The 23,438-nt window shown below is 72.9% G+C and carries 21 protein-coding genes and 2 pseudogenes; 6 read left to right on the top strand and 17 right to left on the bottom strand.

Features of this window, described 5'->3' with window-relative positions; genetic code table 11:
- Positions 1-75: 75 nt before the first annotated feature.
- From AC3RJ9_RS03355 to AC3RJ9_RS03325, 7 genes are all read right to left on the bottom strand, one after another.
- Complete coding sequence (locus AC3RJ9_RS03355; RefSeq protein ID WP_060973580.1) at positions 76-1,077, bottom strand: SseB family protein; 1,002 nt, start codon at positions 1,075-1,077, stop codon at positions 76-78.
- Positions 1,074-1,859 (bottom strand): bifunctional 1-(5-phosphoribosyl)-5-((5-phosphoribosylamino)methylideneamino)imidazole-4-carboxamide isomerase/phosphoribosylanthranilate isomerase PriA, encoded by a 786-nt coding sequence (priA, locus tag AC3RJ9_RS03350; protein WP_020628149.1) that lies wholly within the window; start codon positions 1,857-1,859, stop codon positions 1,074-1,076. Before priA ends, AC3RJ9_RS03355 begins: the two co-directional genes overlap by 4 nt.
- A gap of 32 nt (positions 1,860-1,891) precedes the next feature.
- On the bottom strand, positions 1,892-2,050 hold the full coding sequence (locus AC3RJ9_RS03345; protein WP_004167696.1) for a hypothetical protein: 159 nt from the start codon (positions 2,048-2,050) through the stop codon (positions 1,892-1,894).
- Positions 2,050-2,709, bottom strand: a complete 660-nt coding sequence (gene hisH / locus AC3RJ9_RS03340; RefSeq protein ID WP_004167703.1) for an imidazole glycerol phosphate synthase subunit HisH — start codon at positions 2,707-2,709, stop codon at positions 2,050-2,052. Before hisH ends, AC3RJ9_RS03345 begins: the two co-directional genes overlap by 1 nt.
- Complete coding sequence (hisB, locus tag AC3RJ9_RS03335) at positions 2,709-3,290, bottom strand: imidazoleglycerol-phosphate dehydratase HisB (protein ID WP_152743305.1); 582 nt, start codon at positions 3,288-3,290, stop codon at positions 2,709-2,711. The genes hisH and hisB overlap by 1 nt, the downstream gene beginning before the upstream one ends.
- Positions 3,291-3,471: 181 nt before the next feature.
- The gene (locus AC3RJ9_RS03330) at positions 3,472-4,593 is read right to left on the bottom strand and encodes a histidinol-phosphate transaminase (protein ID WP_020628150.1); all 1,122 of its coding nucleotides are present in this window, start codon (positions 4,591-4,593) and stop codon (positions 3,472-3,474) included.
- 43 nt (positions 4,594-4,636) lie between these two features.
- Positions 4,637-5,011, bottom strand: a complete 375-nt coding sequence (locus tag AC3RJ9_RS03325) for a LysM peptidoglycan-binding domain-containing protein (protein ID WP_020628151.1) — start codon at positions 5,009-5,011, stop codon at positions 4,637-4,639.
- Between the two features lie 291 nt (positions 5,012-5,302).
- Here AC3RJ9_RS03325 and lexA point away from each other — a divergent pair, with 291 nt between their 5' ends.
- The gene (lexA, locus tag AC3RJ9_RS03320) at positions 5,303-6,019 is read left to right on the top strand and encodes a transcriptional repressor LexA (protein ID WP_020628152.1); all 717 of its coding nucleotides are present in this window, start codon (positions 5,303-5,305) and stop codon (positions 6,017-6,019) included.
- A gap of 43 nt (positions 6,020-6,062) precedes the next feature.
- On the opposite strand, the gene AC3RJ9_RS03315 is transcribed toward lexA, so the two are convergent.
- Positions 6,063-8,162, bottom strand: a complete 2,100-nt coding sequence (locus tag AC3RJ9_RS03315) for an ATP-dependent DNA helicase (RefSeq protein ID WP_489727710.1) — start codon at positions 8,160-8,162, stop codon at positions 6,063-6,065.
- The gene (gene hflX / locus AC3RJ9_RS03310) at positions 8,159-9,799 is read right to left on the bottom strand and encodes a GTPase HflX (protein WP_078025990.1); all 1,641 of its coding nucleotides are present in this window, start codon (positions 9,797-9,799) and stop codon (positions 8,159-8,161) included. Before hflX ends, AC3RJ9_RS03315 begins: the two co-directional genes overlap by 4 nt.
- 444 nt (positions 9,800-10,243) lie before the next feature.
- Here hflX and AC3RJ9_RS03305 point away from each other — a divergent pair, with 444 nt between their 5' ends.
- The 5 genes and pseudogenes from AC3RJ9_RS03305 to AC3RJ9_RS03285 all read left to right on the top strand — a co-directional run bounded on the left by AC3RJ9_RS03305 (position 10,244) and on the right by AC3RJ9_RS03285 (position 14,720).
- The gene (locus AC3RJ9_RS03305; RefSeq protein WP_489727709.1) at positions 10,244-10,855 is read left to right on the top strand and encodes a hypothetical protein; all 612 of its coding nucleotides are present in this window, start codon (positions 10,244-10,246) and stop codon (positions 10,853-10,855) included.
- Between the two features lie 198 nt (positions 10,856-11,053).
- Positions 11,054-12,577 carry an IS21-like element ISMlu14 family transposase gene (locus AC3RJ9_RS03300; protein WP_031943827.1) on the top strand — a complete coding sequence of 508 codons (1,524 nt, stop codon included), beginning with the start codon at positions 11,054-11,056 and terminating at the stop codon, positions 12,575-12,577.
- Complete coding sequence (istB, locus tag AC3RJ9_RS03295; RefSeq protein ID WP_010078636.1) at positions 12,574-13,359, top strand: IS21-like element helper ATPase IstB; 786 nt, start codon at positions 12,574-12,576, stop codon at positions 13,357-13,359. The genes AC3RJ9_RS03300 and istB overlap by 4 nt, the downstream gene beginning before the upstream one ends.
- A gap of 127 nt (positions 13,360-13,486) precedes the next feature.
- Positions 13,487-14,059: pseudogene (locus AC3RJ9_RS03290) on the top strand (pyridine nucleotide-disulfide oxidoreductase); the annotation flags it as partial.
- A 25-nt stretch (positions 14,060-14,084) separates the two neighbouring features.
- Positions 14,085-14,720, top strand: coding sequence for a class I SAM-dependent methyltransferase (locus tag AC3RJ9_RS03285; RefSeq protein WP_049147222.1), 636 nt, complete (start codon positions 14,085-14,087; stop codon positions 14,718-14,720).
- A gap of 57 nt (positions 14,721-14,777) precedes the next feature.
- Here AC3RJ9_RS03285 and dapF read toward each other — a convergent pair whose 3' ends face one another.
- The 8 genes and pseudogenes from dapF to recA form a co-directional block, all read right to left on the bottom strand.
- Positions 14,778-15,731, bottom strand: a complete 954-nt coding sequence (dapF, locus tag AC3RJ9_RS03280) for a diaminopimelate epimerase (RefSeq protein WP_049147223.1) — start codon at positions 15,729-15,731, stop codon at positions 14,778-14,780.
- Between the two features lie 9 nt (positions 15,732-15,740).
- Complete coding sequence (gene miaA / locus AC3RJ9_RS03275; RefSeq protein WP_489727708.1) at positions 15,741-16,679, bottom strand: tRNA (adenosine(37)-N6)-dimethylallyltransferase MiaA; 939 nt, start codon at positions 16,677-16,679, stop codon at positions 15,741-15,743.
- The gene (miaB, locus tag AC3RJ9_RS03270; RefSeq protein ID WP_271437800.1) at positions 16,679-18,226 is read right to left on the bottom strand and encodes a tRNA (N6-isopentenyl adenosine(37)-C2)-methylthiotransferase MiaB; all 1,548 of its coding nucleotides are present in this window, start codon (positions 18,224-18,226) and stop codon (positions 16,679-16,681) included. The genes miaA and miaB overlap by 1 nt, the downstream gene beginning before the upstream one ends.
- Positions 18,227-18,272: 46 nt before the next feature.
- Complete coding sequence (locus AC3RJ9_RS03265) at positions 18,273-18,965, bottom strand: DUF6270 domain-containing protein (protein ID WP_236557952.1); 693 nt, start codon at positions 18,963-18,965, stop codon at positions 18,273-18,275.
- 180 nt (positions 18,966-19,145) lie between these two features.
- Positions 19,146-20,155: pseudogene (locus AC3RJ9_RS03260) on the bottom strand (IS481 family transposase).
- Positions 20,156-20,471: 316 nt separating this feature from the next.
- The gene (locus AC3RJ9_RS03255; protein ID WP_143739890.1) at positions 20,472-21,236 is read right to left on the bottom strand and encodes a hypothetical protein; all 765 of its coding nucleotides are present in this window, start codon (positions 21,234-21,236) and stop codon (positions 20,472-20,474) included.
- A 69-nt stretch (positions 21,237-21,305) separates the two neighbouring features.
- The gene (locus tag AC3RJ9_RS03250) at positions 21,306-22,265 is read right to left on the bottom strand and encodes a regulatory protein RecX (RefSeq protein WP_236557950.1); all 960 of its coding nucleotides are present in this window, start codon (positions 22,263-22,265) and stop codon (positions 21,306-21,308) included.
- Positions 22,266-22,342: 77 nt separating this feature from the next.
- On the bottom strand, positions 22,343-23,407 hold the full coding sequence (gene recA / locus AC3RJ9_RS03245; protein WP_070708704.1) for a recombinase RecA: 1,065 nt from the start codon (positions 23,405-23,407) through the stop codon (positions 22,343-22,345).
- Positions 23,408-23,438 lie beyond the last annotated feature (31 nt).

Here is a 23,438-nt window from a genome sequence, read left to right as displayed (position 1 = left end):
GGCCTCCAGGATGGGGTGGGGCCACCACGGGCCCTCCCCTCCCCCTCAACGGTACCGGACAGGCCGGGCGACCGATCAGGGTCGGCGGACCGTGATCTCCACGGAGTCGGCCCGCTCGGCCAGCAGCGGCAGGTCTGCCAGGAGGGTCTTGAGCGTGGCCGTCATCAGGCGCACCCCGGCCGCGTCGGCGTCCCGGGTGGGCATCGCGACGATCTGCAGCTCGGGCCCGGCCCCGCCTCCGTTCATCACCGCGCCGGAACCCGTGTGTGTGGCCACCCCCGACCCGGGTGCGAGGCCCAGGTTCAACAGGTTCGGGACCAGGTCGGCGATCTCGGCGATCTCGTCCGCGATCTCCTGGTCCCGATAGGCGGGGGTCCACTCCCTCTGCTGGGCGAGCGACCACACGGCCGGGCGTCGCACCACGTACGTGTGCTCGGCGCCGGCGTCGATGACGACGAGCTCACAGCCCTCGTCCACGGCGGACAGGCAGGCACGCGGCAGCCACACGGCCACGGGTCGGGCGACCGGGTTCCACGCCGTCAGCGCGGGCACGTTCGTGAACACCGGCAGCGCCTGCCGGCCGTCCGGCGCGCGCATGGTCACGAGGGCCACGTCCGCGGCCTTGTCCCCGTGCGCCGCGACGTCGTGCTCGTGGCCGGTGTGGTCGGCGTGGTCGTGGACGTCGTCCTCGTCCCCGGCGAGGGTGGGCACGACGGCGGCGAACACGCGGATGCGCGCGAGCACCTCCGTCACCTCCCGCTCACCGGCGGAGCCGTCCGTCAGGGCCGCCATGACGGCGGTCCACTCGGCCGGGCTGGTGCCGTCGTCCTCGTCGAACACGTGCAACGGGTTCGCGGAGCCGTCCACGCCGGGGCCGGAGAGGTCGCGGCCCTGCCACGGGATGCCCGCGGTGTCCGCGGTGTTCTCGCCCGCGGTCTTCTCCCGCATGCGGTCGAGTGCGGCCCGGATGTGCCCCGGCAGCTCCCGGGCCGCCGGATGCGGCACCGCGACCGTCTCGTCGATCGGACCGAGCCCGTCGCCGCGGGCCAGGCCGCCGTCGTCGTGCGAGCCCGTCACGGGGCGACCGGGCCGGGCTGCTCGGAGCGCGCCTGCTCCACCGTGGCGCCGCCGGCGACGGCCAGCGCCTGCTCCAGGCTGAAGCGGCCGGCGTACAGCGCCTTGCCCATGATCGCGCCCTCGACGCCCTGGCCGGTCATGGCCGCGAGCGCGGCAACGTCCTCGAGGGAGGAGATGCCGCCCGAGGCGACGACCGGCTTCGCGGTCTTCGCGCAGACCTGGGCGAGCAGCTCCGTGTTCGGCCCCTTGAGCGTGCCGTCCTTCGTGACGTCGGTGACCACGTAGCGGGCGCAGCCGGCATCCTCGAGGCGGGCGAGCACCTCCCAGAGGTCGCCGCCCTCCTTGGTCCAGCCGCGGGCGGCGAGCGTGGTGCCGCGCACGTCGAGGCCCACGGCCACCCGGTCGCCGAAGCGCTCGATGACGCGCGCGGTCCAGTCCGGGTCCTCGAGGGCGGCGGTGCCCAGGTTCACGCGCGCCGCACCCATCTCGAGGGCGTTCTCGAGCGAGGCGTCGTCGCGGATGCCGCCGGACAGCTCGATCTTCACGCCGATCTCCTCCACCACACGGCGCATGACCTCGCGGTTGTCACCGCGACCGAAGGCCGCGTCCAGGTCCACGAGGTGGATCCACTCCGCGCCGGCGCGCTGCCAGTCCAGGGCGGCGGTGACCGGGTCGCCGTACGAGGTGGCGCTGCCGGCCTCGCCCTGGACGAGGCGGACGGCCTGGCCGTCCTGGACGTCGACGGCGGGCAGCAGCTCGAGGGCGGGGGCGTTCGGGGTCATGGGGTTCCTCTCGGGTGGGGCGGCCGGCGCGGTCAGGCGCCGACGGTCAGGAAGGAGGCGGCGATGGCCATGCCGGCCAGCACGAGGACGATCACGATGGCCCACAGCGGCGCCTTCTGCGTGCGCATGGACCAGGCGGCGCCGAGCAGCAGCCCGCCGAGGGCGAGGTAGAGGACGGACCAGTAGGGCATCAGAGGGTCTCCAGCCAGTTGCGCAGCAGCTGCAGCCCGGCGTCCCCGGACTTCTCGGGGTGGAACTGCGTGGCCGACAGGGGGCCGTTCTCCACGGCGGCGATGAAGTCCGCGCCGTGGTGCGCCCAGGTGACCTGGGGCGGACGCATGGCGGAGATCGTCTGGTCGAACTCCCATTCGAGCACGCCGTAGGAGTGGACGAAGTAGAACCGCTCGTCCTCGATGCCCGCGAAGAGGGCGCTGCCCTCGGGCGGCCGGACGGTGTTCCAGCCCATGTGGGGCAGGACCTCGGCGGGCAGCTCGGCGACGACACCCGGCCACTCCCCCATGCCTGCGGTGCGCTCGCCGTGCTCGACGCCGGCGTCGAAGAGGATCTGGTGGCCCACGCAGATGCCGAGGACGGGTCGGCCCCCGGCCACGCGGCGGCCGATCCAGCGGGTGCCGCCGACCTCGGTCAGTGCCCGCATCACGGACGCGTACGCCCCGACGCCGGGCACGAGCAGCCCGTCGGCCTCCTGCACGGCCTGCGGATCGCGCGTGAGCTCGACCTCCGCGCCGGCCCGCTCCACGGCACGCAGCGCCGAGTGCACGTTGCCCGAGCCGTAGTCCAGGACGGCGACGCGCGGCCGCACGCCGGGGACGGTGGTGGGGCGGGCCATCAGAGGGCGCCCTTGGTGGAGGGCACGCCGGTCATGCGGGGGTCGTCCTCGACGGCGGCGCGCAGGGCGCGGGCGAAGGCCTTGAACTGCGCCTCGACGATGTGGTGCGGATCCCGGCCTCGCACGACGTCCATGTGGAGGCAGATCGCCGCGTGGTACGTGATCGACTCGAACACATGGCGGGTCATGGAACCGGTGAAGTGCCCGCCGATGAGGTGGTACTGCTGGCCCTCGGGCTCGCCCTCGTGCACGAGGTACGGCCGGCCGGAGACGTCGACGACGGCGCGCGCCAGCGCCTCGTCCAGCGGCACGGACGCCTCGCCGAAGCGGCGGATGCCGGACTTGTCCCCGAGCGCGGTCTTGAGCACCTCGCCCAGGGTGATGGCGACGTCCTCGACCGTGTGGTGCACGTCGATGTGCGTGTCCCCGGTGGCACGGACCGTCAGGTCGATCTGGGAGTGCCGGGACAGCGCGGTGAGCATGTGGTCGTAGAACGGCACGGTGGTGGAGATCTCAGCGCGGCCGGTGCCGTCCAGATCCATCTCGACGTACACGTCCGACTCGCTCGTGGTGCGCGTCATGCGCGCACGGCGTCCGGAGATCAACTCGGCTGCCACGGGTCCTCCTCGGGCTGGGTCCGCACCGGTCCGGGACGGGTGCGGGGGGATGCGGGTGCGCGCGGCCGGTGCCGGCGGGCCGGGGCGCCGCGCGCGCTGTCCCTATCCTAGGGAGCCGGGCGGACGCCGAGACTCCGGTGACGCCTCAGGACCGGTCCCCGGTCTCGCCGAGGACCTCCGCGAGAGCGGTGAGGAACGCCGTCGTCTCCGCCTCGGTGCCGGCGGTGACGCGCAGGTGGTGCGGGATGCCGACGTCCCGCACGAGGACGCCGCGGTCGAGCAGGCGGCGCCACACGTCGGACGCGTCCTCGAGGTGACCGAAGAAGACGAAGTTCGAGTCGGACACCGAGGGCCTCAGTCCCAGGCCGCGCAGGGTGGAGACGATGCGGTCGCGCTGGGCCTTGATGTCCTCCACGGTGCGCAGCAGCGCGTCCACGTGATCGAGGGCGGCCTCCGCCGTGGCCTGCGTGACCGCGGAGAGGTGGTACGGCAGGCGCACCAGGCGCAGGGCGTCGGCGACGGCGGGGTCCGCGGCCAGGTAGCCCAGGCGCGCGCCGGCCAGGGCGAACGCCTTGGACATGGTGCGCGTGACGATCAGCCGCTCACGGCCGGGCAGGAGGGTGAGGGCGGAGCGGGTGCCGGCGAGGGCGAACTCCGCGTAGGCCTCGTCCACGACGACCATGGCGCCGGGCCCGCCGGCGGCCTCGTTCTGCGCCTGCGCGGCGTACACGGCCTCGATGGTCGCCAGGTCCAGGGCGGTGCCCGTCGGGTTGTTGGGCGAGGCCAGGAAGACGACGTGCGGACGGTGCTCCCGCACCATGGCCGCCGCGTGCTCGGCGCTGAGGGTGTGGTCTTCGGCACGGCCGCCGTCCACGAACACGGTGTCCGTGCCGCCGGCCAGCAGCGGGTACATGGAGTACGAGGGCAGGAAGCTCAGCAGTGTCCGCCCGGGGCCGCCGAAGGCCTGGAGGATCTGCTGCAGGATCTCGTTGGAGCCGTTGCCGGCCCACACGTGGTCCGCCGTGAGGCCGTGGCCGAGGTAGCCGGCGAGCGCACGTCGCAGCCCCGTGAACTCGCGGTCCGGGTAGCGGTTCAGCCCCCCGGCGACGGCCGCGACCCGCTCGGCGATGGCGGTGGCGACCTCCTCCGGCACCGGATGCGTGTTCTCGTTGGTGTTGAGCATGTACGGCACGTCCAGCTGGGGGGCGCCGTAGGGGCTCAGGCCGCGGAGGTTCTCACGCAGGGGCAGAGAGCTGAGGTCGGTCATGGCCGCCAGTCTAGGAAGCGTGGAGGGCGAGGCCCGCCGTGCGTCACCGCGTGGCCGGGACGAACAGCTCCTCGCCCGGCGCGGGGGCCCGGCCCTCGAGCCCGTTGAGCTCGTCGATCGTGGCGATCACCTCGTAGACGTCCGCCTCCGGAGCCACCGTGGTGGCGATGGTCCACAGGCTGTCCCCGGGCATGACCGTGACGGACTGGGTGGCGGGCCCCGCGGTGTCCGCGGACACCGCGGCGGGCGACAGCAGCACACCCAGGAAGAAGGCGGCCGCCAGCGTGGCGGCCACGGCCGCGGCGATCACGGGGATCCCCCGCAGCACGAGGCGGCCGCGGCGGGTCAGACGGATGGTGGCCGGACGCGGCCGCGCCGTCGCGGGCGAGCCGGCGAACTGGGCGGTGGTGAGCGTCATGGTGTCCTCCTCCGGGGCGGATGCCCTCCAGGTGATCGAACATGTGTTCGAATCCGTTCGAATGCCTTTCTAGCACAGGTGTTCGAGACATGCCACGACGAGATCGAACATATCTTTGAAGGAGAGGTGGCTCTCCTCTAGGCTCGAGGCCATGCACGGACGCCCCGGAACGCCCCGGGACCGCCAAGACACAGGCAACCAGCGGGGGCGGACACGGTAAGCGTCCGGACGGCAGCCGGACGCCGGAACACGAGTCCGGCCACCATCACCCCGGGAGAACGGACGGCAGCCATGAGCACCACCGACGATCAGCCGGCGGCGCGCGCGCCGCTCACCGACCGCCAGCGGCGGATCGTGCAGACCATCCGGGACGCGATCGCCGACCACGGCTACCCGCCCTCCATGCGCGAGATCGGCGACGCCGCGGGCCTGGCCTCGCTCTCCTCCGTCACGCACCAGCTGGGCCGTCTCGAGCGGCACGGCTACATCCGGCGCGACCCCGGACGCCCGCGTGCCCTCGAGGTGCTGCTCGACGTGGACGGCACCCCGCTGGGCGAGGCCGCCTCCCCCACCGCTGCGCCGTCGTCGCGGGTCTCCGCGATCCCCGCGTGGCACACCGGCGCAGACGAGGCGGACAGCGTGCCGGTCCCCTGGGTCGGCCGCATCGCGGCGGGCGGCCCGGTCCTGGCTGAGCAGCAGGTCGAGGACGTCATGGCGATCCCGCGACGCCTCACGGGCGAGGGCGAGCTGTTCATGCTGCGCGTCACGGGCGACTCGATGGTGGACGCCGCGATCTGCGACGGCGACTGGGTGGTGGTGCGCCGGCAGGACACGGCGGAGAATGGCGACATCGTCGCGGCCCTCCTCGACGACGAGGCCACCGTGAAGACCTTCCGCCGCCGCGACGGGCACACCTGGCTCCTCCCCCAGAACACGGCCTACGAGCCCATCCTCGGCGATCACGCCACCGTGATGGGGCGGGTCGTCACGGTCCTGCGTTCGCTCTGACCCGCTCCCTCCGGCCGGGCCGACGGCCCGAGGCCGAGCGAGGTCAATCGCCCGAGGCGAGCCGTGCCAGCACCCCGCGGACGACGTCGCGGTCCGTGGTGCGCCAGAAGTCCGGCAGGGCGCTGGTGATGTAGCCGCCGTACCGCTCGGTGGCCAGGCGGGGGTCCAGCACGGCCACCACGCCGCGGTCCGTCACGGAGCGCACGAGGCGCCCGGCGCCCTGGGCCATGCGCACGGCCGCATGCGTGGCGGAGATCCGCATGAACCCGTTGCCGCCGTGCCGGGCGACGTCCCGGGTGCGGGCCTGGGAGAGCGGGTCGTCCGGCCGCGGGAACGGGATGCGGTCGATCACCACGAGCCGCAGCGAGTTCCCCGGCACGTCCACGCCCTGCCACAGGCTCATGGTCCCGAACAGGGACGTGTCCGGCTCCTCGGAGAACTGGCGCACGAGGGCGGAGAGGGTCGCGTCCCCCTGGCACAGGATCGTGGTCTTCGGCCCGAGCCGACGGCGCATCTCGGCGGCGGCGTCCTCGGCCGCCCGGCGCGAGGAGAACAGGCCGAGAGCCCCGCCCCGCGACGCCCTCAGGAGCGCCTCGAGCTCATCCAGGGACTCGGGCGAGGCCGTCCGGCCGGGCCGGGGCAGGTGCCGGGCCACGTAGAGCACCCCCTGACGCGGGTAGTCGAAGGGGCTGCCGACGTCGAGGGCCTCGAACTTCGGGGCGTCCGGGCCGGCCAGGCCCACGTCGCCGGCCACCGAGTCGAACCGGCGCTCCCCCGAGCCCACGGTGAGCGTGGCGGAGGTGAGCACCGTCGTCGCCTTGCCGAACAGGCCCTCCCGCAGCTTGCCGGCCACCGAGAGCGGGGCCACGTAGAGCTGGGGCGGGTCGGTCTCGTCCCCCGGCTGCCAGCCCACGCCGGGCTCGAAGTGGCCGGGGCGGGTGGCCCACAGCACCTCGGGGAAGTCGGCCTCGGGCCGGGCCGCGAGCATGCGCTCCACCACCTCGAGGACCTCGAGGATCCGCGAGCGCGCCATCTGCCGTCCGCCGTCGGCGTCGGCCTCCTTGTCCTTGTCCTGGCCGAGGTCGGACAGGCACTGGCGCGCGGCCGTGAGGACGCCGGTGAGGGCCTGCTCCTGCACCTCGTCCGGGCCGGCGGCGATCAGGCCGGACGGGGTGTCCGTGAACGCGCGGTCCAGGGCCGCCCCGGCCTCGATCAGATCCTCCACGGCCACCGTGGTGTGGCGGCGCAGCGAGGTGGCCGCGCCGTGCACGATCGACCCGGACAGCTGCCCGGTGACCGCACCGGTCACCCGGTCCTGGAGCTCGTGGGCCTCGTCCACGATAACGGCCGAGTACGCCGGCAGCACCGCGAGCCCCTCGAAGGCGCTGATGGCGAGCATCGCGTGGTTGGTGACCACGACGTCCGCGTCCGCCGCGTCCGCGCGGGCCCGCTCGGAGAAGCACTCCTCGGCCTGGGGGCAGCGGGACGCGCCGAGGCAGTCGACTGCGGAGACGGAGACCTGCCGCCACGCGCGGTCGGTGACGGGGACCTCGAGGTCGTCGCGGTCACCGGTCTCGGTCTGGTCCGCCCACGCCCGCAGGTACATCACCTCCTTGCCCAACAGGGAGGAGGGCCCGGCGGCGCCGTCCGTGGCGGAGCCGATCATCCCGCCGTCGTCGGCGACCGTGAAGAGGGCCTCCTCGCCCTCATCCCCGGGGTAGCCGCCGTCCACCTTGTGGCGACAGAGGTAGTTGGAGCGGCCCTTGACCAGGGCGACGACGGGCTCGCGAGGCAGCTCGTCCTTGAGCGCCTCGACCAGCCGGGGGGCGTCCCGCTTCATGATCTGGGCCTGCAGGGCGAGCGTGGCCGTGGCGACGACGACGGGGTCCTCCTGCGTCATCGCGTGCTGGATCGCGGGGATGAGGTAGGCGAGGGACTTGCCGGTGCCGGTGCCGGCCTGCACGAGCAGGTGGCGGCGCGACTCGAGGGCGCGCGCCACCTGCAGCACCATCTCCCGCTGGCCCGCGCGGTGCTGGCCGCCGGTGGCCTGCACCGCGGCGTCCAGCAGGCGCAGTGCCTCGCGCTCGTGCTCCGTGCGGGGCTGCGCGCCGCCTGCCCCGACTTCCTCCGCCCCGCCGCTCACAACGCGTCCGCCTCCACGACGAACTCGGCGAAGTCCGGCGCGATGTCCTCACGGACCAGCACGGACAGGCGGGTGCCGCCCTCCTCGTAGCCCTCGGCCAGGATCTCCGCGTCCGCCGAGTGGAGGCGGGAGACCAGCTCACCCCGGGTGAACGGGATCAGCAGTTCGAGCCGCACGTCCGGCCGCGGGATGGTGGCCGCGATGGCGCGCTCGAGCTCGTCGATGCCCTCGCCGGTGCGCGCCGAGACCACCACGGCGTGGGGCTCCTTGGCCCGGATCCGGGCGATGACGGCCGGGTCCGCGGCGTCCGCCTTGTTCAGCACGATGATCTCGGGGATCCGGTGCGCGTGCACCTCCGCGAACACGGAGCGCACCGCGGCGATCTGGCCCTCGGGGTCCGGGTGCGAGCCGTCCACGATGTGCAGGATGACGTCCGCGTCCGCGACCTCCTCGAGGGTGGAGCGGAACGCCTCGACCAGCTGCGTGGGCAGGTTCCGCACGAAGCCGACCGTGTCCGAGAGGGTGTAGCCGATGCCGTCCGGCGTCATGGCCTTGCGCACGGTGGGGTCCAGCGTGGCGAACAGGGCGTTCTCCACGAGCACCCCGGCGTGGGTGAGGCGGTTGAGCAGGGACGACTTCCCGGCGTTGGTGTACCCGGCGATCGCCACGGACGGCACCCGGTTGCGACGACGGTTGGCGCGCTTGGCCTCGCGTGCCGGCTTCATCCCGGCGATGTCCCGGCGCAGCTTCGCCATGCGGGTGCGGATGCGGCGGCGGTCCAGCTCGATCTTGGTCTCGCCGGGGCCGCGGGAGCCGATGCCCTCGCCGGCGGCGGCACGGCCGCCGGCCTGCCGGGACATGGACTCGCCCCAGCCGCGCAGGCGCGGCAGCAGGTACTCGAGCTGCGCGAGCTCGACCTGGGCGCGGCCCTCACGCGAGCTCGCGTGCTGGGCGAAGATGTCCAGGATCAGCGCGGTCCGGTCGATCACCTTCACCCGCACCACGTCCTCCAGCGCGCGACGCTGGGACGGGGCGAGCTCGGAGTCCACCACCACGGTGTCCGCACCGGAGAGCGCCACGATCTCGGCGAGCTCCTGCGCCTTGCCCTTGCCGAGGAACGTGGCCGGGTCCGGGGTGGCGCGGCGCTGGATGACGCCGTCGAGCACCTCCGAGCCCGCGGTCTCGGCGAGCGCGGCCAGCTCCCGCAGGGAGTTCTCCGCGTCCTCCGCGGAGCCCTCGGTCCAGACGCCCGCCAGCACCACGCGCTCCAGGCGCAGCTGGCGGTACTCGACCTCGGTCATGTCCTCGAGCTCGGTGGACAGGCCCTGCACGCGCTTGAGGGAGTGGCGCGCGGCGAGCTCGTCCTGGTCACCGTCGGCGTCCGTGTGCCCGTCCTCGCCCTCGTCCAGGGCGAGTGCACGGCCCGCGAGCGCGCCGGAGCGGTCCGGGGTGCCGGCGTCGGGAGCGTCCTCGTGGTCCGCGACCACACTGTCCGCGGAGCCGCGCCCGGTCGCCTCGCGCTCGGAGGCGCGGCGAGCGTCATCGGCGGCCAGGATGCGGTCGATCACGGCCTGGATCTCGTCCTCGGAGCCGTGGGCGCCCTGGGGGCCGGGGGTGTGCTGGTTCTTCTCAGTCATGGTCTCCTCTGGGCCGCCGCGGTCGGGTGGCCCGATGCTCTCAGGGTAGAGGGGTGCGCGGACGCGTTAGGCGGCTGTCCGCAGGGGGCGGACGTGACGGGTGACGCGCACGGCCGTGTGGGCAGGGGTCGGCGCCGCGCTGCGACGATCTCGCGGCGGCTCCGTTCGCGGGAGGAAGGCGAGCACGCGGCACCGCAGCCACGAGGTCTCGTCGGCGGGCGTGCAGGGGCGGACCACATCGTCCATGGTGGGATCTCCATCAGGTGCCGGGGCGCGCTCGACGGCCTCATCCGAGGCGGGCGCGCGAGGGGGCGGGGGCGGGCAGTGACGCGGGGGCGTCAGCGCAGGAAGATCCACATGGGCGTCGAGTGTACCGGGCTGCGCGTGTGGGCGACAGGGGCCCCGGCGCCCGGTTCGCCGACGACGCGCACGTATCCTGCGGGCATGACCGCGTCCCCCTCCCCTGCCCCGCCGCAGCCCGGCCGGACGGGCCGGGCGACCGTCGTCGTGATCGGCGCGGGCCAGGCGGGGCTGTCCGCCGCCTACCACCTGCGCCGCCGCGGCTTCGTGGGGCTGGGTCCGAACGACGACGGCGCCGCCGGCGTCCCCGAGGACGCCCCCGGCACGTTCGTGGTGCTCGACGCGGAGACCGCCCCGGGCGGGGCGTGGCAGCACCGCTGGGACTCGCTCACGATGGCCACCGTCAACCACATCCACGAGCTGCCCGGCGACCCGGTGCCGCCGGCCGACCCGGCCGCGCACGCCAACACCCTGCTGCCGGCCTACTTCGCGGACTACGAGGCACGGTTCGCCCTGCCGATCCGGCGGCCCGTGCGCGTGAGGCGCGTCGAGCGGATCGGCGAGCCGGGACGTGCGCGCGGGTTCTTCGTCCGCACGGACGGGGCGCCGGGCACGTGGCGGGCGGACTTCGTGGTCAACGCGACCGGCACCTGGACGTCCCCACGGTGGCCCTCGGTGCCCGGGATGCGCTCGTTCCGCGGCCGGCAGCTGCACACCCGTGACTACGTGTCCAAGGACGAGTGTAAGCGGCCATGAAAAGCTGCCCATAGGTGGCCAGGGAATGACCCGCTGACGGCCATGAGGACTGCCCAGTGATGGCCACGGGAACTGCCCGGTGCTGGCCATCTGGTTTGCCCGCGTTGCTCGTTGCCCGCCGCGTCGTGAGCCGGCGGGGGCCTCCTCCCCGGGTTGGATATCGGTGTCGAATCGAATCCAGCGAGGAAGAGGCCCTGAATGAAGGATGCCGCAGAAACCATGAAAATACTCAGTGCCTATGACCTGACCAAGTCATTGCGGGGCGCCGCCGAGCTGGCCGGTTGCTCCCATCACACCGTGGCCCGGCTGGTGCGGGCCCGCGACGCCGGCCAGACCCCTGGATCCGGAGCCAGCCGCCCGAAGGTCACCGATGTCTGGCTGCCCAAGATCGAGGAATGGGTCGAGGCCTCCACGGGCAGGATCCGCGCCGATGTCGTGCACGCCAAGCTCACCGCAATGGGCTACACCGGCTCTGAGCGCTCCACCCGGCGGGCGGTGGCCGAGGTGAAGGCCGCCTGGCGGGCCGGGAAGCGCCGGGTGCACCGGCCCTGGATCACCGAGCCGGGCGCATGGCTGCAGTACGACTTCGGCGATGGGCCGGCGATCGACGGGGCCAAGACGGTGCTGTTCGTGGCCTGGCTGGCCTGGTCCCGCTACCGGATCGTCATCGCCCTGCGTGATAGGACGGCTCCGAGTGTGTTCGCCGCCCTGGACCGGTGCTTCCGGCTGATCGGGGGCGCGCCGACCTATGTGCTGACGGATAACGAGAAGACAGTGACGGTCTCTCATGTGGCCGGGGTGCCGGTGCGTAACCAGGCCACCGTGGCGTTCGCTCGGCATTACGGCGTGGAGGTGCTGACCTGCCAGCCAGCGGATCCGGCCGCCAAGGGCGGGGTGGAGAACGCGGTGAAGCTGGCCAAGGCCGACCTGGTCCCGAAGGACACCAACCTGCGGGACCAGTACGCCTCGTTCGCTGAGCTCGAGGCCGCCTGCGCGGGGTTCATGGCCATGGTGAACTCCCGGGAGCACCGGGTGACCCGGCGCCGCCCGGACCACATGCTCGCCGAGGAGACCAGCGCGTTGCATCGGATCCCCGCCACGGCGCACACCGTGGCCTACGGGGTGGGACGGAAGGTGCCGGAGAACACGCCGATGGTCTCCTTCGAAAACGCCCAGTACTCGGTGCCCGCGCACCTGCTCGGGGCCGAGGTGTTCGTGCGCCATCACGGCACCGGACCGGACTCGATGGTGGTGATCATGCACGCCGGTGCGCAGGGGCCGGTGGAGGTCGCCCGGCACCGGGTGGCCCGGCCCGGGTCCCCGGCCATCGACGACGCGCACTTCCCCGGCCACGAGACGGACAAGGTGCCCGGGGACTACACCCCGGTGCCCCGTTCGGCGGCGGAGGCCGAGTTCCTGGCCATCGGGGCCGGAGCGAGGACCTGGCTGGTGGAGGCCGCCGCGGCCGGCACCAGCCGGATCGGTCAGAAGATGGCCGAGGCCGTCACCCTGGCCAAGCTCGCCGGCACCGACCAGGTCGACCGCGCCCTCGGGGTGGCCGCGGTGCACCAGCGCTTCGCCCACGGCGACCTGGCCTCCCTGCTCACCGCCGCCGGCCACCGCACCGGGATGCACACCGCCACCGAGGAACGGTCCCTGACCCAGGGCACCGCCGGCTGGGCCGGCCTCGGTACCTCCAACACCGAGGGGGCAGCCCGGTGAGCATCCACACCCCGAACACCGCCGCACCGGCGCTGCCGGCCGATTTGGAGGCGCTGTTGCGGCAGCTGAAGATGCCCCACGCCCGCGGTATCGCCGCCGAGGTACTGGCCACCGCCCGGGCCCAACGCTGGGAGCCGGCCGAGGTCCTTAAGGCCCTGCTGGTCGAGGAGACCACCGGTCGGGCCCGATCCATGCTCGCCGCCCGGCGCAAGGCCGCCGGGTTCCCCACCGGCAAGACCTTCACGACCTGGGATCCGGGCGCCTCCTCGATCCCGGCCCCGACCCAGCAGTCCCTGCGCACCCTGGAATGGCTCTCGCGCAGAGAGAACCTCGTGGTCTGCGGGCCCTCCGGCACCGGCAAGACCTTCTTCCTCGAGGCCCTGGGCCAGCAGGCCGTGGAGGAGGGCAAGCGGGTGGCCTGGTTCACCCTGGAGGACCTCGGGGCGATGATCCGGGCCCACCGGCCCGATGACACCATCACCAAAGCCGTCGCCCGAATCCTGCGCGCCGACCTGATCGTCATCGACGACATCGGCCTGCTGCCGGTCGCCGACGATGCCGCCGAGGGCCTCTACCGCATCGTGGACGCCGCCTACGAGAAACGCTCCGTAGCGATCAGCTCGAACCTGCACCCGGCCGGCTTCGACGAGCTGATGCCCAAGACCCTGGCCACCGCCACCGTGGACCGGCTCCTGCACCACGCCCACGTGTGCCAGACCACCGGAGACTCCGTACGGATGACCCAGGCAATGGCCGGGAAGGGAGTCATGCCACTGAACTGATCCCATCACGGTGGCCAGCACCACCACCCAAACGGGCAAACCAGCTGGCCACCAGTGGGCAGTTCTGATGGCCACCAGCGGGAAGAAACACTGGCCGCCTATGGGCAGAACTCAATGGCCCTTGACAGACGAGTTCGCCGGGCAGCGGGTGGTGATCGTGGGCATGGGCGTCTCGGCGACGCAGCTGCTGGCCGAGATCTCCACGGTCGCGGACACCCTGTGGGTGACCCGCCGCGAACCGCGGTGGCAGGACTCGGCCGCACCCGGCGCCCTGGCCGAGTCGGTGCGCGGGGTGGACGAACGGACCCGTGCGGGCCTGCCGCCGGGCTCCGTGGTCGGGGCGACCGGGATGCACCGCTCGTCCTGGGTGCGCGAGGCCGAGTCACGAGGCGTGCTGGTGCGCCACCCCATGTTCACGGCCGTCGAGCCGGACGGGGTGCGGATGCCCGACGGCTCGTTCGAACCGGCGGACGTGATCCTCTGGGCCACCGGCTTCCGGCCGGCGATCCGGCACCTCGCTCCCCTGCGGCTGCGCACGCCCGCCGGCGGCATCCGCGTGGCGGGCGGGCGCGCCCTGGACGAGCCGCGCCTGTTCCTCCTCGGCTACGGGCCCTCCCAGTCCACGGTCGGGGCCAACCGCGCCGGGCGCGACGCCGTGCGCGCGATCCTCGCGGACCTGGCCGGGCCGGCGTCGGGCTGAGGGCCGCGACGACCCGCTGGCTACCATGGTCGCCGTGAGCTCCGCATCCCACTACTTCGACGCCGACCCCTCCGCGCCCGAGCGGCGGCGCACCGTGCGGACACGCCTGGCCGGCCGCGACGTCGAGGTCCAGACGGCCAACGGGATCTTCTCCCCGGACGGTCTGGACAAGGGCACCGCGGCCCTGTTCTCGGCCGTGCCCGCGCCGCCGGCGAGGGGCCGGTTCCTCGACGTCGGCGCGGGCTGGGGACCGATCGCCCTCACGCTGGCGCTGCGGTCGCCCGAGGCGGAGGTGACCGCCGTCGAGGTCAACGACCGCTCCCTGCAGCTGACCCGCGACAACGCCGCGGCGCTGGGTCTCGACAATCTCGTGGCACTGCGGCCGGAGGACGTCCCCGAGGGCGCGGAGTTCGACCTCATCTGGTCCAACCCGCCCATCCGGATCGGCAAGCCGGCGCTGCACGCCCTGCTGGAGCGGTGGCTGCCGCGCCTGGCCCCCGGCGGCGAGGCCTGGCTGGTGGTGCAGAAGAACCTCGGCGCGGACTCGCTGCTGCCGTGGATCGGCCGGATGCTCGAGGAGCGCGCGCCCGGCCGGTTCACCGCGGAGCGGGCGGACAGCGTCAAGGGCTTCCGGATCCTGCGGGTGGCGCGGGCGCGCTGAGGCGCCGTTTCCCGAACGACAGCGGTTCGTGGCCCGCCGTTTCCCGAACGACAGCGGTCAGGCGGTGAGTTCGCCGTCGAAGACCAGCTCGGCCGGGCCCGAGAGGACCACGTGCTCGGCCCCCTCCGGGCCCGGCACGACGTCGACGGCCAGCACGCCGCCGGGCACCTCGACGAGCCACGAGTCGGTGCCCTGGTCGCCCGACCACGCGCGCATCGCCACGGCCACCGCGCACGCACCCGTCCCGCAGGACTGGGTCTCGCCCACCCCGCGCTCGTGCACGCGCATCCGCACGCGGCCGACGCCCTCGCGCACGAGCGGCTCGTGCGCGGCCACGAACTCGACGTTCGTGCCGTGCGGCGGGGCGGGGTCCACCTCGGGGGCGCGGCCCAGGTCCAGGCCCTGCAGGTCGGCGAAGGAGGCCAGCGGGACCACGGTGTGGGGGTTGCCCATCGAGACGCTCAGCGCCGGACGCGGATCGGTGAGGCCGTGGGCGAGGACCATCGAGTCCGACGCCGCCTCCTCCGCCAGCTCGGGGTTGAGGTACGACCAGGGGCCCATGTCGATCGCGTAGCCGTGCTCGAGCCGGGTCACGGCCTTCACGCCGGCGCGCGTGCCGATGGTGATCGCCCGGCCGGGGGCCAGGTCCACGAGGCCCTTCTCGACCAGGAAGTGCACGAAGACGCGCACCCCGTTGCCGCACATCTCGGCGATCGAGCCGTCGCCGTTGCGGTAGTCCATGAACCACTCGGCCTCGGGGTGCTCGGCGAGCAGCGCCTCACCCTCCGGCAGGCGTGCCGAGCGCACGGCGCGGATGACGCCGTCGGCGCCGATCCCCCGGTGCCGGTCAGCCAGCCGTGCGACGCGCTGGGCGTCGAGCTGCGTGTTGCCGTCCGGGTCGGCGATCAGCACGAAGTCGTTGCCCGTGCCATGGCCCTTCGTGAACGGCACGCGCGGCGCGCTCGCGTGGAGGGGGTCCTGGGCGGCGGGCGCCGCGGGCTGCTCGGTCATGGGCCCAGTCTAGGTGGCGTCCCCGGCGACGACGGCGAGCGCCTCCGCCACGACGTCCTCGTCCTGCGCGTCGAGCCAGACGACGCGCGGGTCGGCCCGGAACCAGGTCTCCTGGCGGCGGGCGAACCGGCGCGTGGCCACGACGGTCTGGTCGGCCGCCTCCGCCTCGGTGAGCTCGCCGTCGAGGACGGCGAGCATCTGGGCGTAGCCGATCGCGCGGGACGCGGTCGGTCCCTGCCGCAGCCCGTCCGGCCCGGGGACGTCGAGGCGGCGGACCTCGTCCAGCAGCCCCTCGGCCAGCATGCGCTCCACCCGGGCCGCGATCCGCCGGTGCAGCTCGGCCCGGTCCAGGCGCAGGCCGAGCTGCACCACGGGGGCGACCTCCGGGGCGTACGTGCGCTCCGGCATGAACGCGGAGAACGGACGGCCCGTCAGCCGGCACACCTCCAGCGCGCGCACGATGCGGCGGGCGTCCTGCAGCCGCTCCGCCGAGACCGGGTCCAGGGAGGCCAGCTCGGCCCTCAGCCCGGCCAGGCCCTCCCGCTGCGCGCGCGCCTCCAGCTCGGCCCGCAGCGCCGGGTCCGTGGGCGGGAACTCGAGCACGTCCAGCGCCGCCCGCACGTACAGCCCGGAGCCGCCCACGAGGATCGGGGTCCGACCCCGCGCGCGGATCTGGGCGAACAGGTCGCGGACCGCGGACTGGAAGGCCGCCACCGAGGCCTCCTGGCCGACGTCGAGCACGTCCAGCAGATGGTGCGGGACGCCCTCGCGCTCGGCCTGCGTGACCTTCGCCGTGCCCACGTCCATCCCCCGGTAGAACTGCAGGGCGTCCCCGTTGACCACCTCGCCGTCCAGCGCGTGTGCCAGGGCGACGGCGAGGGCGGACTTGCCCGTCGCCGTCGCCCCGACGACGGCGACGACGGGCGGCCGGGACGCGGCGGCGGACATCAGGACCGCGGGCGCAGGGTCGGCATGCCGAGGCTGGTGGGCCCGGAGCCGCCCGCCGTGCCGGGGGCGGGCGCGCCGCACGACTCGGCCTGGGCGCGGTCCCACGCGTCGCCGGCGCGGGAGCGGCGCAGGACGTAGTCCTGGGCGGTCGGGTCGGCGACGGCGAAGAACGGGTGGGCCTCGGTGACCGTCACGGTGACGAAGTCGCCGGGGCGGGGGGTCTCGGCGCCGGCGGGCACGGAGAAGTGCACGAGGCGGTTGTCGGGTGCGCGCCCGGACAGGCGGCCGCGCTCGGCGGCCTTGGAGCCGGAGTCGGCGGTGACGAGCAGCTCCTGGCGGGTGCCGACGAGCGTGGCCATCTCCTCGGCCGAGATCCGGTCCTGCAGCGCCACGAGGCGCTCGAAGCGCTCCTGGACGACGGCCTTGGGCACCTGGTGGTCCATCTCCCCGGCGGGGGTCCCCGGGCGGATGGAGTACTGGAAGGTGAACGCGGAGGAGAAGCGGGAGGCCTCGACCACCCGCATCGTCTCGGCGAAGTCCTCCTCGGTCTCCCCGGGGAAGCCGACGATGATGTCCGTGGTGATGGCGGCGTGCGGGATGCGCTCGCGCACCTTCTCCAGAATCCGCAGGAACTTCGCGGACCGGTAGGAGCGGCGCATGTCCTTGAGCACCTTGTCCGAGCCCGACTGCAAGGGCATGTGCAGCTGCGGCATGACGTTGGGGGTCTCGGCCATCGCGTCGATGACGTCGTCCGTGAACGCGGCCGGGTGGGGGCTGGTGAAGCGGACGCGTTCGAGGCCCTCGATCTCCCCGCACGCGCGCAGCAGCTTGGCGAACGCGCCGCGGTCGCCGAACTCGACGCCGTAGGTGTTCACGTTCTGGCCCAGCAGCGTGACCTCGACGGCGCCGGCGTCGACGAGCGCCTGCACCTCGGCGAGGATCTCCCCGGGGCGGCGGTCCTTCTCCTTGCCGCGCAGCGACGGGACGATGCAGAACGTGCACGTGTTGTTGCAGCCCACAGAGATGGACACCCAGCCGGAGTGCGTGGAGTCCCGCTTGGTGGGCAGGGTGGAGGGGAACACCTCGAGCGACTCGAGGATCTCGATCTCGGCCTCGGCGTTGTGGCGCGAGCGCTCCAGCAGCACGGGCAGGGAGCCGATGTTGTGGGTGCCGAAGACGACGTCCACCCACGGGGCCCTGCGCTGGATGGCGGCCTGGTCCTTCTGGGCGAGGCACCCGCCGACGGCGATCTGCATGCCCGGGTGCGCGTCCTTCACCGCGCGCAGGTTGCCGAGGTTGCCGTACAGGCGGTTGTCCGCGTTCTCGCGGACCGCGCACGTGTTGAAGACCACGAGGTCGGCCTGGGCGTCCTCGGCGACCGGGGCGTAGCCGGTGGACTCGAGCAGGCCGGAGATGCGCTCGGAGTCGTGCACGTTCATCTGGCAGCCGAAGGTGCGGACCTCATAGGTCAGACCCTCGTGCGGGCGCGCGGCGGCGCCGTCCTGCGCGAGCGGGGTGGTGCGGGGGGTGGGGTCCGTCAGAGTCACCGCACCATTCTAGGAACTCCGGGCGCGGCGCGGGGCCCGCCGCCGATCAGTCGATCGTGGGGGCATCGGTGAGCCGGTCGGCGACCCAGGCATAGAACGGGTCCGCATAGTGCATGGCCGCTGCGCCCCAGAGGTGGTCCTTGGAGGCCACGGCCAGTTCGTCCGGCACGTCGAGGATCGGCAGCCCCAGCTCTTCCAGCACCGCGAAGTAGGGCGCGAAGGCGACCTGCCACTGGTCACCGGATCGTCCGTCGGAGCGGCACACGGACTCGCCGGTGTCAGTGACGTCGGCGAAGCGTGCACGCAGGACCCAGGCGCGTCGGCCGCGCAGCCTCTCCTTCATGCGGGGGGCCAGTTCTCGGAACAGGGCGACGTGCTCGTCCGAGGCGAAGGGGATCCGTCGCCCCACCACGACGTCGTTCCACGCCGAACGGCGGAACTCATTGGACGGAGTGATGAAGCCCCCCCCGTACTCGATCACGCCGAAGCGCTCGTCGGTGAGATCGAGCAACAGGGCATCCCCTGCGTCGAGTGCGGCGGGCGCGGTGGATGCGAAGTCGTCCCGCACCATGCGCGCCTGGAAGTCCGAGGCAAGTCCGATGTCTGCGTCCGGCTCCGCCACGGGCGGGGTCAGGGCGGAGACCCAGGACGACCTCGCCGCGTATGCCGCGACCGGGGCCACGGGGTGGACGCGGAGGACGTCTCGAGAGACACACGATCCATAGATGGCCACATTCATTGGTGCGATGATACAGAAGTTAAAACGTGTGGAAGCTGTCAACGTCGTGTGACTCCCTGGATAGAAGCATCCCGGTTCCCCTTGTACATTGCTCAGAGCGTTTCAGATACTCCGCAGACAACGCACCTGCAGCCAGCTCGCTTCAAGACAACTCGTCGGCGGCGGAAGGCCCGAGTGCCCCTAGGTGTAGGAGGGCATGACGTTGTTGACTCGGGCCGGGGCCAGTGAGGCCGGCGGGGCGTCCCCGCATCAGGTATGAGGCCGATGGTAGTTGTCGTGGTTCACCCACACCTGCAGGGCCTCACGCCGAGCCGTCTCTGAGGTAGACGGGCGGGCGTGGAGGACCTCATCGACCATCAGCCGGTTGTACCGCTCGACCTTCCCGTTATGGCGCGGGGTGTAGGGGCGGATCCGGTGGTGCCGGCCCCCGAGCGAGACCACCTTCCGGGTGAACTCCGCAGCCCGGTAGTCGTTCCCGATGTCCGTGACCACCCTGTCGATCCGGATGCCGTGGGCGGCGAAGAACGCCCGCGCCCGGCAGAAGAACCCGATCGTGGTCACCGTCCGCTCATCCTCCAACGCCTCGGTGTAGCCCAGGCGGGTGAACCCGTCGATCGCCGAGTGCAGGCAGGTGTAGCCGACCCGCCGGCCAGGCCCGCGCGTGGCTGCTCGCGCGTTCTCGCAGTCCCGTCCGTGAGCACGCCAGCCGCCCCCGTCAGGGATCTTCCCGATCTTCTTCACGTCAGGTGCACCCTGTGCCCCGGCCCCCTCGCGGTGATCCTCTGGGCCGGCTGCTGGCGCAGGGTCTTCCCCGGCCGGGGTCAGGTCCCGTAGCCGGCAGAGCCCGGCCCGGTGCAGCCACCGTCCCACGGCACGAAGACACACCCGGTGGCCCTCGGAGACGAGGTGGTGATGGATCCGGCGGGCCGAGCACTTCTCCCTGCGAGGCAGGGTCTGGATCTGAGCCACCACCCCGGGGTCGAGCTGGGCAGGTGAACGGCGCGGACGCCTGGGCCGGTCAGCAGCCCGGCCTCGCCCTCGGCGTGGTAGCGCGCCACCCAGGTGGCCACCGTGGGACGTGCGACCCGGAACTCGGCGGCCACGTGCGCTTGTGGGATCCCGTCGTTCAGGTGGCGTTGGACCATCCTGAGACGGCCGGTGGGAGTCAGGGGTGCATGAGCGTGAGTCATGAGTGGGTCTCTTTGCGCGGATGGGTGGTGTAGGAACTTCCATCCTGCGGCAGAGGCCCACTCGTCTCATCTCAGCCCGGCCCCCGTGCCAAGAACCTCATGACCCACAACATCTAGGAACCTCGGGCGGGGCGCGGGGCCCGCCGCCGATCAGACGTTGCGCGGACGCCCCGCTCGTGGCAGGCGACGGGGATCCGGCGTCAGCGGTGTCGAAGCCGGCAGAAGCCCCTGGACGGCGTCGTCCGTGACAGAGGGAGTGTCAAGACGTCCACCGGCCGATCGAGGCGGAATCGGGTGATACCCGCCGGGTGAGACCTCAGCCTTCCGTCGGCAGCGCTGCCTTGATGGCGCGCAACGCCACTGCGCGTTGGAGGGTCTGATGCTCGTGAGTGCGTGCCGTCACCAGAAGGTCGGCGTTCTCCGCGCGGTAGAGCGTGCTCGAACGGATCGTGCTGATCAACTTCAGCTGCTGGGGGAAGCACCGGTCCGCCTCATTGGAGATCATGGTGAACGGTGGGACGTACCGCTCGAAGAGGAACCGGGACCAGACGTCCACCCGCTCGGGGTGGTGGCGTCGATACTCGGTGACCGTCATCCCGAGGATGCGCTTCTCGACGGCCCGTACGGCGCCGGGGAGCCAGCCGCGGAAGTCGATCTGAGGCACTTCAGCCACCGCACGGGCCCGGGCGGCGGCGGCGGCGGCGAGCGCACCGAAACCACCCAACGAGGATCCGTAGAACAGGATCTTGTCCCGGCCGAGTCCACGTTCCCGGGCATGTTCGAGGACCACGGCCGCGATCTCGCGGACCACGTCCACCTCGGGATGGATGAACCAGGCCCCGTCGAGCTCCGCGTCCTGGCGGAGTGCGGGGTCCGCGATGGTCAGGACCGCGAAGTCCGGCAGGTCCTCAGCCCACGACCAGCGGTGGAACACCGGCATGGAACGGTCCTCACGTTTGGGCGAGAGCGCTCCGGGGAGGAATACGACGAGGCCCCGGGGAGACGGGACGTCACGCACCAGCGCTTCGACGACCAGTCCTGTGGGGCCGGGCAGCGCGGTGACGTCTGGCATTGCGAGCATGGCGGTCATCGTAACGGCCAGGCGGCGCCTCGGCGTCCGTCGACGCGGTCTTGCCGGAGGAACACCTCGTCATCCCTGCTCCTGAAGTGCCTCCCGGACGACTGCGAAAGCGAGCCCTCCTCCATACCCCTTGCGCCCCAGCATGCCCACGAGGCGCCGGGTCACCTTGTCCCGCTCTGCGCGCGCGTCCGGTCCGTTGCCGGCGGGGACCCGGCGGCCGCGCAGGCGGCGGCGGACGAGCTCAAGGGCGGCGGCACGCTCGTCCTCCCCGTCGATGGCCTCGAGCGCCTCGGCCGCGACGTCCCGGTCCACACCCTTCTGCCGCAGCTCGTGGCCGATGGCCCGCCGGGCCAGTCCCTTGGACCGGTGGCGGCTGCGGACCCAGACCTCGGCGAATGCGACGTCGTCCACGAGCCGGACCTCCTCGAACCGGTCCAGGACCCGGGCGATGAGCGCGGGCTCGGCCTCGCGCTCGGTGAGCTTGGCCTCGAGCTGGCCGCGGGACCGCGGTCCCAGGGCGAGCTGCCGCAGGACGACCTCCCGGGCGGCCTCCTCCCGCTCCTGCGGGTCGGCCGGCAGGGGCGCGGGCCCCGGGCGACGGCGCGGCCGGGCCTCCTCAGGGGTGGACGCGGCATCCGCGGCGGACGGCCGGGCATTCCGACGGCGCACACGCCTCGGCCCGGACGGGGCACCGCCCCCGTCACGCGCGGGTCGTGCGTCCGTCGACCACGGCAGCACGCGCGCGGCGGCGCCGGGCGAGGGGCTGGGCAGGTCGCTCGCACGGCCCAAGAGCGAGCCCAGGTCCGGTGCCTCGGCCTCGGCCCGCGCTGGGACAGGACCGGACGGCGCTGACGCAGGGGCGTTCCCCGCCGCGGCGAGGCTGCGATCGACCGGGTTATCCGGCGGGACCGCGGGCGACGCCGTGCCCGCGTTCCTCTCCTCGACCGGCCCGTCGGCCTCGGGCACACCCGCCAGCTCGAGCCACATCCGGGCGGCGTCGGTGTCGCGCGCGTCGTCGAACGCGGACACACCGGGGGCGGAGCCGCTCCGGCCGGCCGTCTCCGACCGGTGGGCGGCCCCGCCTCCGACGTTCCGGCGCGATCGGGTCATCCGGCCGCGGTGTCCCCCGGAACCGCGGTCAGGGCCGGGGCCTCGTCGTCCTCGGCCTCCGGGGCCACGCCGATGCCGAGCTTCGTGAGGATGCGCTCCTCGATCTCGTTGGCGAGGTCCGGGTTGTCCCGGAGGAAGCGACGGGCGTTCTCCTTGCCCTGCCCGAGCTGGTCCCCGTCATAGGTGAACCACGCGCCGGACTTCTTGACGATGCCCTCCTCGACACCCATGTCGATCAGGCCGCCCTCGCGGGAGATGCCGACCCCGTAGAGGATGTCGAACTCGGCCTGCTTGAAGGGCGGGGCCATCTTGTTCTTGACGATCTTCACGCGGGTGCGGTTGCCGACGGGGTTGCCGGCCTCCTTGAGGGTCTCGATGCGGCGGACGTCGATGCGCACGGACGCATAGAACTTGAGCGCCTTGCCGCCCGTGGTGGTCTCCGGGGAGCCGAAGAACACGCCGATCTTCTCGCGCAGCTGGTTGATGAAGATGGCCGTGGTCTTGGTCTGGTGCAGGCGGCCGGTCACCTTGCGCAGCGCCTGGGACATGAGGCGGGCCTGCAGGCCGACGTGGGAGTCGCCCATCTCGCCCTCGATCTCGGCGCGCGGGGTCAGCGCGGCCACGGAGTCGATGACGACGATGTCCAGGGTGCCCGAGGAGACGAGCATGTCCATGATCTCCAGGGCCTGCTCGCCGGTGTCCGGCTGGCTGACCAGCAGGGCGTCCGTGTCCACCCCGAGCTGGCGGGCGTAGACCGGGTCCAGGGCGTGCTCCGCGTCGATGAAGGCCGCGATGCCGCCGTTGCGCTGCGCGTTGGCCACCGCGTGCAGGGCCAGGGTGGTCTTGCCCGAGGACTCCGGGCCGTAGATCTCCACCACGCGGCCGCGCGGCAGGCCGCCGATGCCCAGGGCCACATCCATGGCCACCGAGCCCGTGGGGATGACCTCGACGGGTGCCTGGGTCTGGTCCCCCAGCCGCATGACGGAACCCTTGCCGAACTGCTTGTCGATCTGGGCGAGAGCGGCCTCGAGGGCCTTCTCGCGATCCGTCACCTTGCTCATCCTTCACCCCTAGCTCTGGTGGTGCTGCCGC

It is taken from the genome of Micrococcus sp. 63XJN7_6_ISO-PGPR-S23-444, from assembly GCF_058072765.1.
Note: the sequence above shows the minus strand (reverse complement) of the source record. Positions and strands in the feature narration are given on the sequence as shown.